General features: G+C 65.0%; 16 protein-coding genes. 6 read left to right on the top strand and 10 right to left on the bottom strand.

The genetic code is table 11. The annotated features are described in order from the left end of the window. Positions 1–352 precede the first annotated feature (352 nt). The gene (locus ACQR07_RS05505; protein ID WP_434901328.1) at positions 353–1471 is read left to right on the top strand and encodes a cobalamin-independent methionine synthase II family protein; all 1119 of its coding nucleotides are present in this window, start codon (positions 353–355) and stop codon (positions 1469–1471) included. A gap of 53 nt (positions 1472–1524) precedes the next feature. Here the strand turns inward: ACQR07_RS05505 and ACQR07_RS05500 are convergent, their stop codons facing one another. The 4 genes from ACQR07_RS05500 to ACQR07_RS05485 form a co-directional block, all read right to left on the bottom strand. After that, a complete protein-coding gene (locus tag ACQR07_RS05500) occupies positions 1525–2646 on the bottom strand; it encodes an acyltransferase family protein (protein ID WP_434901327.1) in 1122 nt (373 codons plus the stop codon). A 106-nt stretch (positions 2647–2752) separates the two neighbouring features. After that, entirely contained in the window at positions 2753–3130 is a 378-nt protein-coding gene (locus ACQR07_RS05495; RefSeq protein ID WP_434901326.1) for a DUF2147 domain-containing protein, read from the bottom strand. 137 nt (positions 3131–3267) lie between these two features. After that, complete coding sequence (locus ACQR07_RS05490; RefSeq protein WP_434901325.1) at positions 3268–4944, bottom strand: caspase family protein; 1677 nt, start codon at positions 4942–4944, stop codon at positions 3268–3270. A gap of 159 nt (positions 4945–5103) precedes the next feature. Continuing rightward, positions 5104–6204 (bottom strand): aspartyl protease family protein, encoded by a 1101-nt coding sequence (locus ACQR07_RS05485; protein ID WP_434901324.1) that lies wholly within the window; start codon positions 6202–6204, stop codon positions 5104–5106. 165 nt (positions 6205–6369) lie between these two features. On the opposite strand from ACQR07_RS05485, the gene ACQR07_RS05480 reads away from it, so the two are divergent. The 3 genes from ACQR07_RS05480 (at position 6370) to ahcY (ending at position 10621) form a co-directional block, all read left to right on the top strand. Continuing rightward, complete coding sequence (locus ACQR07_RS05480) at positions 6370–7719, top strand: hypothetical protein (RefSeq protein WP_434901323.1); 1350 nt, start codon at positions 6370–6372, stop codon at positions 7717–7719. 65 nt (positions 7720–7784) lie between these two features. Continuing rightward, positions 7785–8981, top strand: a complete 1197-nt coding sequence (gene metK / locus ACQR07_RS05475) for a methionine adenosyltransferase (RefSeq protein ID WP_434870316.1) — start codon at positions 7785–7787, stop codon at positions 8979–8981. 218 nt (positions 8982–9199) lie between these two features. Further along, the gene (gene ahcY, locus ACQR07_RS05470; protein WP_434901322.1) at positions 9200–10621 is read left to right on the top strand and encodes an adenosylhomocysteinase; all 1422 of its coding nucleotides are present in this window, start codon (positions 9200–9202) and stop codon (positions 10619–10621) included. A gap of 246 nt (positions 10622–10867) precedes the next feature. On the opposite strand, the gene ACQR07_RS05465 is transcribed toward ahcY, so the two are convergent. Continuing rightward, a complete protein-coding gene (locus ACQR07_RS05465; RefSeq protein WP_434901321.1) occupies positions 10868–11899 on the bottom strand; it encodes a hypothetical protein in 1032 nt (343 codons plus the stop codon). Positions 11900–12180: 281 nt separating this feature from the next. Here ACQR07_RS05465 and ACQR07_RS05460 point away from each other — a divergent pair, with 281 nt between their 5' ends. Next, the gene (locus ACQR07_RS05460) at positions 12181–12360 is read left to right on the top strand and encodes a hypothetical protein (protein WP_434901320.1); all 180 of its coding nucleotides are present in this window, start codon (positions 12181–12183) and stop codon (positions 12358–12360) included. Between the two features lie 6 nt (positions 12361–12366). Here the strand turns inward: ACQR07_RS05460 and ACQR07_RS05455 are convergent, their stop codons facing one another. From ACQR07_RS05455 to ACQR07_RS05435, 5 genes are all read right to left on the bottom strand, one after another. Continuing rightward, complete coding sequence (locus ACQR07_RS05455; protein WP_434901754.1) at positions 12367–12972, bottom strand: cytochrome b/b6 domain-containing protein; 606 nt, start codon at positions 12970–12972, stop codon at positions 12367–12369. Between the two features lie 40 nt (positions 12973–13012). Continuing rightward, positions 13013–13291: a PepSY domain-containing protein gene (locus tag ACQR07_RS05450; RefSeq protein WP_434901319.1), complete on the bottom strand. Its 279-nt coding sequence runs from the start codon at positions 13289–13291 to the stop codon at positions 13013–13015. 184 nt (positions 13292–13475) lie between these two features. Then, positions 13476–14183, bottom strand: coding sequence for a DUF6881 domain-containing protein (locus ACQR07_RS05445; protein ID WP_434901318.1), 708 nt, complete (start codon positions 14181–14183; stop codon positions 13476–13478). Further along, positions 14180–15253 (bottom strand): hypothetical protein, encoded by a 1074-nt coding sequence (locus ACQR07_RS05440; RefSeq protein WP_434901317.1) that lies wholly within the window; start codon positions 15251–15253, stop codon positions 14180–14182. The genes ACQR07_RS05445 and ACQR07_RS05440 overlap by 4 nt, the downstream gene beginning before the upstream one ends. 9 nt (positions 15254–15262) lie before the next feature. Next, positions 15263–15553, bottom strand: a complete 291-nt coding sequence (locus ACQR07_RS05435; RefSeq protein WP_434901316.1) for a hypothetical protein — start codon at positions 15551–15553, stop codon at positions 15263–15265. A gap of 288 nt (positions 15554–15841) precedes the next feature. On the opposite strand from ACQR07_RS05435, the gene ACQR07_RS05430 reads away from it, so the two are divergent. Then, complete coding sequence (locus tag ACQR07_RS05430; protein WP_434901315.1) at positions 15842–16333, top strand: AAA family ATPase; 492 nt, start codon at positions 15842–15844, stop codon at positions 16331–16333. The last annotated feature ends 196 nt before the right edge of the window (positions 16334–16529 follow it).

Raw genomic sequence — 16529 nt, 5'->3', positions numbered from 1 at the left:
GGAACGGTCCGCCGGTACCGTGTGGTGTGGTCGAGGCCGGTATGCAGGATTCGGCTGTTGGCGGGATGTCGGCTGGTCGATCTCGCTCTCTGACCCCGCCTGATCTGGAGAGGGTTTTGATGGTTCACCTCAGGAATTCCCCGGGGCGAAACAGGTCGGTGAGCCCATGCGAATGAGTAGCGCCCGCGTACGCCACGCCCCGTTCTAGACTCGATAGAATTGTATACCGGCCGGATACGGGGTAGGGGATGGATCCAGTCCATCACGCTTTGCCCGGGTGACCAGCCGGGACAGATCGCTGCCGGTCCAACAACCATATCCAACGAATCGACGCCTTCCAAGGAGTGAGCATATGCAACGCACCAAGCCCCCATTCCGCGCCGACGAGGTCGGCAGCCTGCTGCGCCCACAGAAGATCAAAGAGGCCCGCGCCAAGCTCGAGAAGGGCGAGATCTCGGCTGACGAGCTCAGCAAGATCGAGGACATGGAGATCGAGAAGGTCGTGCATCGCCAGGCCTCGACCGGCCTGAAGCTCGCGACCGACGGCGAGTTCCGCCGCTCCTGGTGGCATTTCGACTTCCTGGCCAAGCTGACCGGCTGCGAGCTGTTCCACCCGGACGCCGGCATCCAGTTCACGGGCGTGCAGACCCGTCACGATGCCGTGCGCGTGATCGACAAGCTGGACTTCCCGGACAACCACCCGATGCTCGACCACTTCCGCTTCCTCAAGAAGCACGCCGACACCGCGCATGTGACCGCGAAGATGACCATCCCATCGCCGGCAGTGCTGCACTTCCGCGGCGGCCGCAAGTCGATCTCCAAGGACATCTATCCCGATCTCGACGCCTTCTATGAGGATCTCGGCAAGACCTACCGCAAGGCCGTGAAGGCGTTCTATGACGCCGGCTGCCGCTATCTGCAGTTCGACGACACCGTGTGGGCCTATTTGTGCTCGCAGGAGGAGCTCAAGAAGGCGCGCGAGCGTGGCGACAATCCGGACGGCCTGCAGCAGATCTATTCGCGCATCATCAACTACGCGATCGCCGATCGTCCCGCCGACATGACCATCACCACCCACGTCTGCCGCGGCAATTTCCGGTCGACCTGGATCTCCTCCGGCGGCTACGAGCCGGTCGCCGAGACCATGCTCGCCAACACCAACTATGACGGCTACTTCCTGGAGTACGACAGCGAGCGTGCCGGCGGCTTCGAGCCGCTGCGCTTCCTGCCGAAGGGCAACAAGGTCGTCGTCGTCGGTCTCGTCACCTCGAAGGTCGGCGAGCTCGAGAAAAAGGACGACATCAAGCGCCGCATGGAAGAGGCCTCGAAGTTCGCGCCGCTCGATCAGCTCGCGCTGTCGCCGCAGTGCGGCTTCGCCTCGACCGAGGAAGGCAACATCCTGTCCGAGGAAGAGCAGTGGGCCAAGCTGCGCCTCTGCGTCGAGCTCGCCGAGGAGATCTGGGGCAAGTAATCGGCAGGAGAGTGCGTGCGCACCTGACCGTCAGGCGCGCACGTATCGCTCGATCAGCTATGAGACAGCGGGGCCGGAGCGATCCGCCCCGTTTGTTGTTTTTGCAGCAGTGCGCGGCGGATCAGCCGCTGCGCGGGCGCCTCGAAATGGCGATAGGTCAGGTGCGCGGCGGTCAGCGTGAGCGCGAGGAAGGCGAGCCAGAACAGCGCATCGTGATAGGGGATCGGCCGCCGCAACGCGGCGAACACCAGCATGATCGCGAGCTGGATCGGGAAGTGCAGCAGGTAGCACGCATAGGTCATGTTGCCGGTCGCCTCCAGCAGACGTTCGACGCGTCGTGGCAGGGGCAGCGGGCCTGAGCAGCAGAACACCAGCAGCGGCGTGCAGATCAGCGTGAGCGGCGCAGCGATCGGCGCGATCGCGAGGCCAGCCAGCCAGAGCGATAAGGGCAGCGCGACCGCCGCGCATCCGGCCGACAATTCCAGCTTCAGCCGATGCGGATGATCGGCGAGGGCCTGCATGGCCATGGCTACCAATCCGCCCGTATAGAAATACACCACGCATCGTCCGATCAGCGTGCCGCTCGCGGCGGCCACGAGGATGACGATCACGTTGACCAGCGGTGAGGCTCTCAGGTAGCGCAGCGTCAGGAAGAACGCCGCATAGACCAGCACCTCGACCGAAACCGACCAGACCGGTCCATTGAAGCTGAGCCCACTGGACGGCAGCCATTCGCTCGCCAGGAACAGCTGCAGCCCGAAGTGGAAGGCGTCGTTGGTCTGGTAGACGAAGAAGAAACCATGATTGGCGAAATAGATCGCCTGCAATGCGGTGACGAGCAGCAGGGTCGCCAGGTGCAGCGGGTACAGCCGCGACAGCCGGTAGACGAAGAAGGTCCAGCTATCGATCGCACGGGTGGCGATGACCGAGCCGTACTTCCAGAAGAAGATGAGGCCGGAGATGCACCAGAACACCGCGACGCCGGTCTCACCGGCCTCGTAGAACGGAAACAGGACAGCATAGAACGGCAGCCCGCTCCGGGCGAAATCGACCGGCATGTCGGAGACACACGCGAAGTGCTGATAGTGCCAGAGCAGCACCGACATCGCCGCGATGAAGCGCAGCGCTTCCAGACCAAGCAGCTTGTGAGGCTCCGATGGTGTTTGCACGATCATGCGAGGCTTCCGCACCCTCGCCTTGAGGGGGCCGTCGCACTCTAGTCCGAGCGGGGTGAAGGATTGTTTTCGTCCCGGAGCCGCGTCGGTCCCGGGATGTCGGCCTTCAGTTCGCCCGGGACCATGTCGAAGACCGGCAGATCATCCCGCCGAAGGCGCAGCCGGAGGTCGTCAAGGTGCCGCCCGACAGCGTCATCGTGGCATCATAGGTCTTGCCGTCGTCCGGATTGTTATAGCTGCCGGCCCAGGCGTTGGGTCCGGTCGATTTCATCCTGTCGAACAGCCGCTGGCCGACCTTGGCCGGCGTGTCGGTGCCTTCCTTGATCCAGACCAGCGTGCCGCAGACGGCGCCGCCGCAGGGCGCGAACTTCACCTTCGATGCACCGCTCTCGCGCAGCCAGACGCCGTTGACGTCATCGGCAAGCGCCGGGCCGGCGGCGAGCGCGATGGCGAGTCCAAGTCCGAGAACGAAGCGAGCAATCATGTGAACCTCCCTGCAGCTTTCGGGACTGGCACGTTGCCGGCTGATCTTGTCAGCGCAGCGGCACGTCGACAGCTCAACGTGCCGTCCCTGTTGCCGATTACGATAGCAGGATTCTCTCGCCGCGCATCCGCGCCGAGCTACTTCGCTGCCAGATAGACCTCGCCGAGCAGCGAGGAGTTGGACCACGGCACCTGCTTGTTCCTGGTGGTGGAGACAACTTCGGCGCGCACCCGTGTCAGCATCTGCTGCACCTCGAGTCCGGGCGTGCCGATGTGGCGCGACAAAGCCGCCGAGAACGGGCTGTTGTTGCCTTCGCCGTCCAGGGCCACTTTTCCAGGCGCCGTCGCGAACGCGATCAGCGTGCCGGCGCCCGAGGTCGCGCCCGTGCCGAGCGACGACGGCGCGGCAAGACCGCCGGCGCTGATGCTTCGGCTCGCCGTGGCGCCGGCGGGCTCCGGCGGCGCGAACGGATTGTTGCGGCAGGCGTCGAGGATCAGGATGTTGGTGCGGACCTGGTCATCGAGTCCGGCCAGGATCTGGTCCATGTCGACCATCGCCGCCGTGACATTGCTCCCCGATGCAAATTCGATGTCGGTCGGGACGAGATAGTTGCGGCCGTCGATCTGCACGCCATGCCCGGCATAATAGACCACGGCGACCTGTGCGCGCGCCGCCTCGCGCAGGAAGTCACGCGTCCTGGCCTGCATCGCGGCGCGATCGAGATCGACGCCCTCGGCCACGGTGAAGCCGATGTCGCGCAGGCTTTTGGCGATCGCCTTGGCGTCGCGCGGCGGATTGGGCAGCGCCTGCACATGCGTGTAGGCGCCGTTGCCGATCACCAGCGCCATGCGCTGGCCGCTTGCGACTGCCGGCTCTGCCGCGGCGGGCGCAGTGCTCGGCCCGTCCGCCAACCGCTGCGATTGCGCGGGCGGCTCCGACAATAGCGACAGCCGCACCTTGGCGGTGGCATGGTTCGCCTTGCTGCCGGCGTCGGACGCGGTGGGCTTCAGCGCCGCGGCGTAGTCGGCCTTGGCGGCGTCGATCTCGCCCTTCGCTTCGTAGGCCAGCGCGCGATGCACATGCGCCGAGATGATCACGCTGCCGGGCGGCGTCATGACGTTCACCGGCGGGGTCTGCGCCAGCCGGACCGCCTCGGTGGCGTCGGCGATGGCGCGATCGAAATTTCCCTTGGCGCGCCAGATCACGCTGCGATTGATCAGCGGCGAGGCCAGCGCCGGGTCGAGTCGGATCGCCTCGTTGATGTCGGTGAGCGCGCCGTCGAGATCGCCGGTCGCCTCCTTGGAGATACCGCGATTCTGCCAGGACAGCGCGGACGTCGGCGTGAGCCTGATCGCCTCAGCGTAGTCTGCGATCGCCTTCGTGTAGTCGCCGATGCCGCGATAGGCATTGCCACGGTTGTGGAAGAGGGTGCCGCTGGGCGGGCCGCTCTTGATTGCGTCGTTGAAGTCGGCGGTCGCGATCTCGTACTCGCCCTTGTCGTAGTAGGCCGAGCCGCGCAAATTGTAGATCGCCTGCGCCGGCTGCAGCCGCAGCGCCTCGGTTGCATCCGCGATCACATGGGCATAGTCGCCCTTCTTGTTCCAGCCGACGGCGCGCCAGAAATAGATCGTTGCGAGTTGGCCGCCGGAAAACACCTTCAGCGCAATGATCTTGGTGCAGGCCGCGATCATCTGGTCAGCGGGCGTGGTCTCGGTGGTGCAGAGCGGGCCGAGCTGGGAGCGGGACTGGGCGAATGCCGGGGGAGCAGCGAGGGTGGCCAACAGCGGGAGAAGCAGCAGGAGCGAGCGGCGCATCAGCACGGACCGTGAGGCAAAAGGGTAGGGGACAACTGTTCGTTTTGTTGTTGCCCACGACGCCACGGTTCAACGGTGTTCGCGTCCTGCGCAGCCGCGCGGGCTTACCTGCGGCCTCGATGCAGCGATGGTACCGAGCTCTGCCCTGAGGCCGCTGCATTAAGGCTTTTGCGCGCGGCGGGGCCGCACTTCGACGAAATCGGCTGCGATCTGCACGTCGAAGCGGGAGAGGAAGCTCATGCCCAGCAGTCCGTCGATACCGTTGCCGTAATCCTTGCGGCTGTCATCCTGAACCGCGACGGGAATGCCGGTCGCCTGCAGCGAGTTGAGCTTGACCTTGTCGGCCCGCGACAGCCGCGCTTTGGTTTCGCCATTGGCCGTGTTCAGCGTGATGTCGCTGCCGCCGCTCAACGGCAGCTTGGCGCGCTCGGCGAAGGCGGAGCGGACCGACACGTAGCTCGCGCCGGTGTCCAGGATGAACGATCCCTTGACGCCGTTGATCTCTGCTTTGACCACAACCACGTTCTTTTGGCCGCGCAGCGGAAAGCGCTCCTGACGGGCGTCGGTCGACGCCGCACAATTGCCCTGGCGTTCGTAGTCCGCGATGATGCGCTGGGTCTGGCTGGTATCGCGGGCGCGCGGATCGAACGACACCCATAGGCTGATCGGCGAGACCGCCTCGCAGTAGCGCTTCAGGGCTACGTAGGACTCGGACATCTGGGTGAAGACGCGGCTCGCCACCCTGGCCTTGTCCGGCGACAGCTCGATCGTGTCGGAGTAATCGGCAAGCGCGCGCTGATGATCGCCCGCACCGGCAAGCGCCGTGGCGCGCAAATAATGGGCATCCCGATTCGAGGGGGCCCGACGGACGTATTCGTCGGCGACCTCGACCGCCTTGGGATAGTCGGTCAGCTTGATGTAGGTGTCGGCCGCGCGGTGCAGGGCGGAAAGCGGGGCGCCGCAGTCCTTGACGAAGCGGAACAGGCCGTCCGCGGCCTGGCGGCGATAGCCGAGCTTGTCGAGCATCAGCGCGAGGTCGCCGACGCTCTTCTGGTCACACGGCTCGCGCTTCAGTTCCTGCAGCCGCAGCCACACGAACGGGTCGCGGGCCGCCTGCAGCGGCAGCGCGCCCAGCCGCTCGTAGACGCCGGCAAACACCTCGTCCGGATTTTCATCGAGGTAGCCCGCGGCCGCTTGTCCCAGCATGGCGGCAAGCAGCAGCGCGCCCACGGACAGCGTGGCTCCCGGATACCTCGACATGTTCACCCCAGCATTGATCCCGCGGGAACTCTATCGCCTCGAAGAGTGGCGGAGCAAGGTACCACCCGGGCGCTTTGCATGGTGGGCAGATCATGCTAAAGGGTTGGGCCAGCGGGCGGCTGCCCACCCATATTTCCCACCGACTTTCTCCACCGACTTGGCCGAATGAAGAACGATCAGCTGCTTGCCCAGATCACGGAGTTCTGCCGCCAGTCGGACATGGCGGAATCGACGTTCGGCCGCAGGGCCGTGAACGACGGCAAGCTCGTGCAGCGGCTGCGCGAGGACAAGCGCATCACCATCGACACGCTGGACCGCATCCAGGCCTATATCGCGGCGTCGACTGGGACGCTGCCGCCGCCACGCCTCGACGTCGTGCCGGAGAAGCGCGATCCCAAGAGCAATTTCCGCTTCTTCGAGAACCGCCAGAAATATCTCCTGTTCGTGCACACCTGCAGCGAGAAGCGGGTGGTGGCCGAGCGCGTCGGGCTCGAACTCGCCAGCATCCATCCGCGGCCGCCGGCGCTGCGGCTGTTCGACGCCGGCGTCGGCGACGGCACGGTGCTGTCGAAGGTGCTGCGGACCATGCACGGCCGTTTTCCGCACATCCCGTTCTACGTCGCCGGCAAGGAATTGAGTCTCGAGGACGTTCGTCTGACGCTTGAGAAGGTGCCGGACCGGCTGTTCGAGCATCCAGCTTCGGTGTTCGTGTTCACCAACATGAACTATGCCGAGGCGCCGTGGCTGACGCCGGCATCGCCCTCGGTCGCGGCGTCGATGATCTGGCACGAAGTCGTGCTGCAGGGCGATTCGTCCGGCGATTTCGAGGCCCAGATCGCGGCGCTGAAGCCGTTCCTGGAGCAGAACTGGCGCGCCAACGTTTCGCAGCGGACCGGCATGCCGGTGTATGAGCGGCCGATCGCACTGGTGCTCTACCGCGAGGACCACCGCTTCCTGCTCGACAACATCATTCCGCGGGCGGGGCGGGTCGAGGCCAATTTCGACCTGATCATCGCCTCGCAGCCTTACCGCGCCCGCTCCTCGGTGAATTTCCGCGCCAAGCGCATCATCGCACCGCTGGCGCGGGCGCTGAAACCGGGCGGGCGGCTGATCGGAATCCACTCCCACGGCCAGGATCCGGGCCTCGAAATCATCCAGGCGGTGTGGCCCGGAGAAAATCCTTTCTCGGTCAGCCGGCATGAGCTATTGCGCGCCGTCAAGTACGAGCTGGGGTCCAGTGGGCGAGACTTAAATTTTAACGCCTATGCGGACAATCGCTCGATTTTCAGGTATGAGATGGAGGCTCTGCCCAACGAGGTCACCGGTGCGATCGGAACCTCGACGGCCTTTGCAGCCTGGAACGCGGCGGTGTATGTCGCGCAGATCGAGGAAGACCGCCTGACGGAGGTCGCCCACTCGTCTCGTGCGCTCGACGCCGCCAGAGAGGTTCTGCGAAAGCACAACGGGCTGTGGTTCTACGACGAGTCCTACGTCATCTCGCGGCGTCGCGACTGACATCCTTTGGGATCACTGGGATCAATACGAACGACCGCCGTGGGCGGCAAAGAAGGGATTGCTTGATGCGCGCGTCTTATCTGTTCACCTCGGAATCGGTGTCCGAGGGTCATCCGGACAAGGTCTGCGACCGTATTTCGGACGAGATCGTCGACCTGTTCTACCGCGAAGGACCGAAGGCCGGCATCGACCCCTGGCAGATCCGCGCCGCCTGCGAGACGCTCGCCACCACCAACAAGGTCGTGATCGCCGGTGAGACCCGTGGGCCCGCTTCGGTCACCAACGAGCACATCGAGCACGTCGTCCGCCAGGCCATCAAGGATATCGGCTACGAGCAGGCCGGCTTCCACTGGAAGACCTGCGACATCGAGATCCTGCTGCATCCGCAGTCCGCCGACATCGCGCAGGGCGTCGACGCGTTGCAGCCGGGTGAGCGCAAGGAAGAGGGCGCAGGCGATCAGGGCATCATGTTCGGTTACGCCACCAACGAGACCCCGGACCTGATGCCGGCGCCGATCTTCTACGCCCACAAGATCCTGCGTCTGATTTCGGAAGCCCGTCACTCGGGTGTTGAGAAGGTGCTCGGTCCGGACTCCAAGAGCCAGGTCACCGTGCAGTATGAGAATGGCAAGCCGGTCGGCGTCCGCGAGATCGTGGTGTCGCACCAGCATCTGGTCGAGGACATGACCTCTGAGCAGGTGCGCGAGCGTGTCGAGCCCTACGTGCGCAAGGCGCTGCCGGAGGGCTGGATCAGCCCCAAGACGATCTGGCACATCAATCCGACCGGCAAGTTCTTCATCGGCGGTCCCGACGGCGACGCTGGCCTCACCGGCCGCAAGATCATCGTCGACACCTATGGTGGTGCGGCCCCGCATGGCGGCGGCGCCTTCTCCGGCAAGGATCCGACCAAGGTCGATCGCTCCGCCGCCTATGCCGCGCGCTACGTCGCCAAGAACATCGTCGCCGCCGGTCTTGCCGACCGCTGCACGCTGCAGCTTGCCTATGCGATCGGCGTGGCGCGGCCGCTGTCGATCTACATCGACACCCACGGCACCGGTAAGGTCTCCGAGGACAAGCTCGAGAAGGTCGCGGCCGAGGTGATGGATCTCACCCCGCGCGGCATCCGCAGCCACCTCGACCTCAACCGTCCGATCTACGCGCGCACCTCGTCCTACGGCCATTTCGGCCGCACGCCTGACAATGAGGGCGGCTTCTCCTGGGAGAAGACCGACCTCGCCGAGGCGTTCAAGCGCGCGGTGTAGTTGCTTGTTACCTCTCCCCGCAGGGGAGAGGTCGGATTGCATCGATCGATGCAATCCGGGTGAGGGGACAGGTCCAACAATTCGCACCACTCGTGCGGCGGCCCCTCACCCCGACCCTCTCTCCGCAAGGACGGGGAGAGGGAGCTGGACTGCGCCTCGACGCGTCTATTTTCGTTTCGTCACGACCAGTTCGAATTTCATACGACCAGGAACCCCCCATGACCGCCAAGCCAGGTTTTACCGACTACATCGTCAAGGACATTTCGCTCGCCGAGTTCGGCCGCAAGGAGCTCTCGCTTGCCGAGACCGAGATGCCCGGCCTGATGGCGACGCGCGAGGAGTATGGTCCGAAGCAGCCGCTGAAGGGCGCGCGCATCGCCGGCTCCCTGCACATGACCATTCAGACCGGCGTGCTGATCGAGACGCTGAAGGCGCTCGGCGCCGACATCCGCTGGGTCTCCTGTAACATCTACTCGACCCAGGACCATGCGGCCGCCGCGATCGCCGCCGCCGGCATTCCGGTGTTCGCCGTCAAGGGCGAGACGCTGGTCGACTACTGGGACTACACCGCGAAACTGTTCGACTGGCACGGCGGCGGCCATCCCAACATGATCCTCGATGACGGCGGCGATGCCACCATGTACGTCCATCTCGGCCTGCGCGCCGAGAACGGCGACACGGCGTTCCTCGACAAGCCTGGTTCGGAAGAAGAGGAAGTGTTCTTCGCGCTCTTGAAGAAGCAGCTCAAGGAGAAGCCGAAGGGCTACTTCGCGGAGATCGCCAAGTCGATCAAGGGCGTCTCGGAAGAGACCACGACGGGCGTGCATCGTCTGTACGACATGCAGAAGGCCGGTACCTTGCTGTGGCCGGCGATCAACGTAAACGACAGCGTCACCAAGTCGAAGTTCGACAACCTCTATGGCTGCCGCGAGTCGCTGGTCGACGGCATCCGCCGCGGCACCGACGTGATGATGTCGGGCAAGGTCGCCATGGTTGCCGGCTTCGGCGACGTCGGCAAGGGCTCGGCGGCCTCGCTGCGCCAGGCCGGCTGCCGCGTGATGGTCTCCGAGATCGATCCGATCTGCGCGCTGCAGGCGGCGATGGAGGGCTATGAGGTGGTGACGATGGAGGATGCCGCGCCGCGCGCCGACATCTTCGTGACCGCCACCGGCAACAAGGACATCATCACCATCGAGCACATGCGCGCGATGAAGGATCGCGCCATCGTCTGCAACATCGGCCACTTCGACAACGAGATCCAGGTCGCTTCGCTGAAGAACCTGAAGTGGACCAACATCAAGCCGCAGGTCGACGAGATCACCTTCGCCGACGGCAAGCGCATGATCCTCTTGTCCGAAGGCCGCCTCGTGAACCTCGGCAATGCGATGGGCCACCCGTCCTTCGTGATGTCGGCGTCGTTCACCAACCAGACCTTGGCGCAGATCGAGCTCTACGCCAACAACAAGGACGGCAAGTACAAGAAGGAAGTCTACGTGCTCCCGAAGTCGCTCGACGAGAAGGTGGCGATGCTGCATCTCGCCAAGATCGGCGTGAACCTCACCAAGCTGCGTCCCGACCAGGCCTCCTACATCGGCGTCAAGCCGGAAGGCCCGTTCAAGTCGGACCACTATCGTTACTGATAGCTGACACAAAGCGCGGCGGAGACAGCAAAGGCCGGGGCATCGCCCCGGCCTTTTTTGCTTTGCTCTTGTAGGGTGGGCAAAGCGCCTTCTTGCTCGGTCCATCATCACGCGATAGCGGAAGCGTGCCCACCGCGGTCTAGCAGTTCGCGCGGGACGGTGGGCACGGCGCACGCTTGATCTGCGAATGACGTGATGGCGTCCTCTGCGCCTTTGCCCACCCTACGGCAGCGCCGATTGCGGCGATCACCCCGTCCGCCGCGACGCCAGCGCCGAGGCGCGCACGGCCTTGGCGCGCTTGGCCGCATGATGCTCCGACCGCGCCGCCATCCGCTTGTGCTTCTTCGTCTCCGCCGCGGCGACCTTCACCGCCGGCGTGCGATGCTTGCTGTATTCCTCGCCGTCGACCGGGCCGACATGCGGCGGGTCGCGGTCGAGATAGGGCCGGCCGACGCCAAAACTCTTGCCGTTGGCGTCGACCCATTTCCACAGCTGCTCGGTCGCCACCCAGCGCTGCGCGCGCGTGGCGCCGTTGACGCTGACGATGTCGGCCGCGAGCCCGTGGCCATAGCCGCCGCGCAGGCTGCCGCCATGATAGGAGCGGTTGCTGGCGGCCTTCAGGCCGCTGGCGATCTCCTGGCGAAAATCGTCGCGGAAGCCGCTGGTGATCCCCGGCGCGAGCCCGGCGGCCTCGGCGGCATGCAGCGTATGGAACAGCTTCATCTTGAAGCTGCGGTCCATGCCGCCGATGACGTACTCCATCATCGTCCGGCCGACGCGCTCGGCGGCCTTAGGATCCTTCCAGGTGAAGTCGTTGTCGACCAGCTTGGTGAAGCTGCGCGTCACCTTCACCATCCGGCCCTTGCGCTTGATGGTGACGGCGCGGCGCTCGGTCTCGCGGATCTTGTCGAGCTTCGGCGCGCGCTCATACAGCGCCCACAGATAACGGTCGACGCAGACGTCGATGTCGGGACACTCATCGAGGATCTCGATGCGGTCGGCGCTCGCGACGGTTGGCGCTGGCGGCTCGGCGGCTGCGGCCGGCGCGTCGGCCGGCAGCGCCGCGGATGGATTGATCGATGCCGTGGTGAGGGCCGTGTCCGACGCGAGCGGCTGCGCGGTCGAAGGCTCTGTCGTCGTCGAGGCCGTCACCTCGGCGACCACGGGCGTCGTCGCAGCTTCGGGTTCGGCGGCCGCCGCAGGCCAGGCCATCAGGCAACCCGAGAGGACAAACGATCGGCACAACGCACGCGTGGTGAACTGCTGCGAGCTCATCATCCGGCCTCCCAAAATCCGAGCTCCTGCGGACAGGAGCGGTCAGGCATCCGATACCTGCGATTGTTCGGCGCTTGGCGGCGGGGCGCAATAACGCAGCAGCCGTCGCCGGCAGCTTTTGAGCGAAGTGTGGCTTGTACGCAACGATCGGGAGTTCCATACGGCGCGCTGCGAACCGCCGTTCAGCGCACGCCTGCGGTGCCTTCGTCGCGCCTTCGCGCTGCTCGGTTGCCGGAGTCCGCGGCGCGGCCTAGTCTGGGCGACCGGTTCATGGAGCTGATGTCATGAGCACCATCGAGATCATCGTCGGCGGCACGCGGCTGATCCGGGACTACGCATCGGATGACGCGATCTGGTCGCTGCCCGAGGAGAAGCGCGAGCGCCAGGCGCTGGCGGACGCGCAGCGCGACCTCGCCATCGGCGCCGATCGTCTGGCGCAGACGCCCTACGCCGTGCGCGGCTGAGCGTCCTCAGCGATCGACGAGGCTGGAGGCCGTGCGAGGGCTCCGCCGCAGCAGCTTGCGCCCGGTGAGCATGGCGCGGACAAGATTTTCACGCTGCATCCGGCCGACCAGCATGACTCCGGCGACATGCAGCACGACCAGCGGGATCAGGAGATACGATGTCATTTCGTGGGTGTCCTCCACCCACCAGATGCCGAAGAAGCGCACAGTGACCTGCATCGCGCCGGTCACCGCCGAGATGATCAGGAGCAGCAGCAGCGCGAGCTGCATCGCCGTGCCCGCGGGGTTGAGGCCGAGATAGCGTCCGGTCCTGCCGCGCCGCAGATTCCAGAGATAGGCGGGCGTCGCGCGCAGCCGCGCGCGCAGGCTGCGGAAGCGCGAATGGCGCGTGCCGATCAGGCCCCAGATCAGGCGGAACGCGAGCAGTCCGAGAATGGCGTAGCCCGCCGTCCGATGCAGGCCGTCATTGACGTTCGGTGTGAGCCAGGCGACAAGCACCAGCGCGGCCAGCAGCCAGTGCCACAGGCGCAACGGAAGGTCCCAGACCTGCACGGTCTCGGCAGGGCTGGGGTCCTTCAGGTCGGCTCTGGGGGCTGTGCCGTGCATGAGCATCACGACGCGGCGTGCAGCGGTGCGGCACGCCACGCGCCAACTACTTAGCGATGGTGTGCTTCAGGCTGAGGTCTTCCGGGCTATAGAACAGCTCATACAGCTTGCCGCCCTTGACGCCGTAGACCTCGTAGCAGCTGCCCTCGACCTTCGAGCGGCGCACCTCGTAGCCCGCATCCTTCGCCTTGGCTTCCGCCTCGGCCGCCGGCTTCCACTGCGCCTTGTCGAGCTTGGTGCAGGTCTTGTAGCCGTCGGCCAGAGCCGGCGAGATGGCGAAGCCGGCGAGTGCGGCGCCGAGCAGGGCGGCGGTGGTCAGTCTCATCAATCCCTCCAATGAGCAAATTCAAACACGATGCATCGTGGGATCAGTGGAGACGGCATGGGGCCGAATGTGTCAACGGAGCGGCGGCTGGAATTGCTCTTAGAGGGTTTCCAGATTGGTTCTCAGGCTGTGAAACATGCGCTGTGGCAACGGTCCTGGCGTCCGCGACGTTACGTCTCGCCTATCAATTGAAGCCCAGAGCTAGCCGCCAAGTCGCTTCGAATTCGGAAGCCGAGATCTCGCGCGCGGAAAATCCGCTGAGATCATTGATCTCCGAAACCGTCGGAATCACGCCCTCCGGCATCATGTCGCGCCAGTTCGCCTGGGCGTAGCTGCAGGTCTCAAAACCACCGTCGGGATATTTCCTGATCCATCGGATCGGATAGCGATCACGATCGAGTTCGCCATAGCACTCGATCTCGATGTCGTCCTCCCGGGGATTGACCGTGTGCATGTAGCTGTCAGGTGACCCGACCGAAGGCGGCGGTGGCAAGTTGCGCATGTCGTTCACGAAGTCGATTGCGGATTGTTGACTACCCGCTGTCGCGATCCAGCTCACATCGTGCTCCGTCAACCCGAGCGCCGCGAGAACCTCGGCGAGCAGGTCAGCAACGCCATGGGTGGCAAGCACGGCGCCATCGATGAAAGCCGTCGGTCCCGACGCGCCGAAATGCTCGATCTCGTGGCGCAGCTCCATGAGAAGAACCGTGCGCCCCGAGCCGAGCCTGAGGAACACGCCTGACGCATCGCCAAGCCCGCCCTCCTGCCACGTCTCCAAGGTCCAGCCATGGCTCGCCGCGAGCTCGGCGAGCCGCCGCGACAGCGTCACGATGGCGATGGCACAATCGACGTTCGGAAAGCGATAGCCGAAGATCTGTTCGGCGTGGGTCATGGCGGCGACACGCTCTGGTCCGCTGCTGCGAGCGCCGCGCGGTCGAACGTGATCACCGTGATGCTCTCCTCGTCGGCGACGGCGAACCGCAGGCCGGTGCGGTCGAACGCCATCGGTGGCGGCTTGGCGCCTTCATCCCTGTTGATGATGCTGCTGATCTGCAGGCCGGTTTTCAAGGCGCTCCAGCTATGGACAATCTCGCCAGTCGACAGATCGATCAGCTTGGGGTGCCGATAGAGCGACAGCAGGTGGCGGTCTCCGACGGCGAAGATCGTTCCTGCGGGCTCGCCGAGTTGCACCGTCAGCAGGCAGGTTTGGCGCGCGACATCGTACACGGCGAGCCCGCAGGGACGCAGGCGGGGGTCGATCTCCTCTTCGATCTCGTCCTGTCCAGGCTCCGCCGAGGCCGCGACCACCATGCAGTCCTCGTCCAGCCAGCATGCCGAGCTCTCCTGGACGAGATTGGGATTGAATGGACGGGGAAGCGCCGCGCCTGTGTCGAGATGGCGCGGATCGGCGAGTGCCCGGGTGATGTCGAACCAGGTGACCTCATCCAGCGGATGCCAGACCCAGCCGGCGCTGAGCAGCCGTGTGCCGCTCGGGCTGGCCGCCAGTCGCGAGTGGAAGAAGTCGGCAGGCTCGCGCTCCAGCGCTGACGTCAGCAAGCGCCCGCTTTCGGCTTCCTCCAGCTCGAGGCGGCAATAGTCTTTTGGGCAGTGGGCAAGGAGAGTGCGACCATCTGGGTCGTCGAACAGCGCTAATGGGAAGTCGTAAGTTTCGGCAAAATAATAGCTTCGATTGATCTCACGCAGGACGCGACCTTGATCGAATAGCAGGCCCTTGGTCCCGAGCTTCTCATAAATCACGGCGAACCGGCCATCGGGCGACGCAGTCGCGGCGTCGAAACGATAGGGATAGCGGACGTTGCTCGGCCGCTCCGTCCCATCCAGCGCAAACGCCCGTCCGCCGCCGACCCAGTCGATCAGCTCGTCGCCGCGCCAGCACAGCGAGGCGACTTTCTTGGCGGGGAAGCTGATTTGCGTGAACGGTGGCGGGCGTTCCGCGGGCATCGGTGCGACCTATTCCTTTCGCGCGAACACGGTGACGCGACCGAGTAGACTAGGTATGCGCTCTGGCGCGTCGATCCGCAGGCAATGCTCCTGAACCGTCACATCCGGAAAGTCGGCCATCACCTCCGTCGCAACGCAGCTCATCGATTCCTGGTCATCCTCGGAGATCTCGCCGTCGAAGACACAGAAGATGTCGATGTTGCCGTCACTCAGGGCATATCGGACCTCCCGCAGTGACGCCGACACCTCGCCGAGAAGGGCGCGGTTCACCGAAACAAGAATGGACGATCTCTCGAGCAAGGCCGGACTCCAACTCCGCAAGGTGCCTGAAGGGCTTGATGATCGATACTGCGAGCCATTCTAACAGAACCAGCGCGGGCATCGTCAACGCTGCAGGGTGGTTGCTGGACGACGCCGCCGATCTCGGTCAGGATGTTCGGCATGATCTTGCATGTTCACATCGCAGGCGCGGCCTTCGGCCGCCGAATTACCGACCCGGCCTGATCCGTCGGGCCGGGCGCGTTTGCCTGCGACTTGAGCTGTGAACATCTCCGGCACCCGAGGCGGTGCCGCATGCGAGGTCTTTCGATGTCTCCGAACCAACCCACGCTGCACCTCATGTGCGGCAAGATCGCTGCCGGCAAATCGACGCTGACGGCCGAGCTTGGCCGGCGGCCGGCCACCGTCGTGGTGGCCGAGGACGACTGGCTGGCGCAGCTCTATCCGGGCGAGCAGACGACCCTTGCCGATTACGTCCGCAATTCGTCACGGCTGCGCGCGGTCATGGGCCCGCATGTGGTGGCGCTGCTGCGCGTCGGCGTCTCGGTCGTGCTCGACTTCCCGGCCAACACGCTGGCGAGCCGCGCCTGGATGCGCGGCCTGTTCGAAGCGGCCGGTGTGCCGCATCAGCTGCACCACCTCGACGTGCCCGACGACGTCTGCAAGGCGCGGTTGCGGGCGCGCAATGAAGCGGGCCGTCATGCGTTCAATGTGACGGATGAAGAGTTCGACCTGTTCACGTCATACTTCGTAGCGCCGACGCCTGCGGAAGGATTCGACCTGGTGGTACATCGACCCTGACATTGCAGGTGAGGCAACGGGATCTTTCCGCCCGTCATTCCGGGGCATTCGCAGGTCCGCGCAGCGGATCTGCGAATGAGCCCGGAATCCATAACCACAGGCAGACGCGAGAGGACGAGATCGTCGTGGAGAAGCCGTCGCCTCCCCTCAACAGTCGTGGTTATGGATTCCGGGCTCGCGCTCCAGTGCGAAGCCG

It is taken from the genome of Bradyrhizobium sp. HKCCYLS20291 (assembly GCF_051167715.1).
Lineage (GTDB): Bacteria > Pseudomonadota > Alphaproteobacteria > Rhizobiales > Xanthobacteraceae > Bradyrhizobium.
Note: the sequence above shows the minus strand (reverse complement) of the source record. Positions and strands in the feature narration are given on the sequence as shown.

What these genes read in the sequence shown, in the direction of transcription:
- ACQR07_RS05445 (WP_434901318.1), bottom strand. Translation starts at nt 14,183, where the DNA reads ATGACCCACGCCGAACAGATCTTCGGCTATCGCTTTCCGAACGTCGAT.
- ACQR07_RS05490 (WP_434901325.1), bottom strand. Translation starts at nt 4,944, where the DNA reads ATGCGCCGCTCGCTCCTGCTGCTTCTCCCGCTGTTGGCCACCCTCGCT.
- ACQR07_RS05485 (WP_434901324.1), bottom strand. Translation starts at nt 6,204, where the DNA reads ATGTCGAGGTATCCGGGAGCCACGCTGTCCGTGGGCGCGCTGCTGCTT.
- ACQR07_RS05455 (WP_434901754.1), bottom strand. Translation starts at nt 12,972, where the DNA reads ATGCTCATGCACGGCACAGCCCCCAGAGCCGACCTGAAGGACCCCAGC.
- ACQR07_RS05505 (WP_434901328.1), top strand. Translation starts at nt 353, where the DNA reads ATGCAACGCACCAAGCCCCCATTCCGCGCCGACGAGGTCGGCAGCCTG.
- ACQR07_RS05440 (WP_434901317.1), bottom strand. Translation starts at nt 15,253, where the DNA reads ATGCCCGCGGAACGCCCGCCACCGTTCACGCAAATCAGCTTCCCCGCC.
- ACQR07_RS05430 (WP_434901315.1), top strand. Translation starts at nt 15,842, where the DNA reads ATGTCTCCGAACCAACCCACGCTGCACCTCATGTGCGGCAAGATCGCT.
- ahcY (WP_434901322.1), top strand. Translation starts at nt 9,200, where the DNA reads ATGACCGCCAAGCCAGGTTTTACCGACTACATCGTCAAGGACATTTCG.
- ACQR07_RS05460 (WP_434901320.1), top strand. Translation starts at nt 12,181, where the DNA reads ATGAGCACCATCGAGATCATCGTCGGCGGCACGCGGCTGATCCGGGAC.
- ACQR07_RS05450 (WP_434901319.1), bottom strand. Translation starts at nt 13,291, where the DNA reads ATGAGACTGACCACCGCCGCCCTGCTCGGCGCCGCACTCGCCGGCTTC.
- ACQR07_RS05500 (WP_434901327.1), bottom strand. Translation starts at nt 2,646, where the DNA reads ATGATCGTGCAAACACCATCGGAGCCTCACAAGCTGCTTGGTCTGGAA.
- ACQR07_RS05480 (WP_434901323.1), top strand. Translation starts at nt 6,370, where the DNA reads ATGAAGAACGATCAGCTGCTTGCCCAGATCACGGAGTTCTGCCGCCAG.
- metK (WP_434870316.1), top strand. Translation starts at nt 7,785, where the DNA reads ATGCGCGCGTCTTATCTGTTCACCTCGGAATCGGTGTCCGAGGGTCAT.
- ACQR07_RS05465 (WP_434901321.1), bottom strand. Translation starts at nt 11,899, where the DNA reads ATGATGAGCTCGCAGCAGTTCACCACGCGTGCGTTGTGCCGATCGTTT.
- ACQR07_RS05495 (WP_434901326.1), bottom strand. Translation starts at nt 3,130, where the DNA reads ATGATTGCTCGCTTCGTTCTCGGACTTGGACTCGCCATCGCGCTCGCC.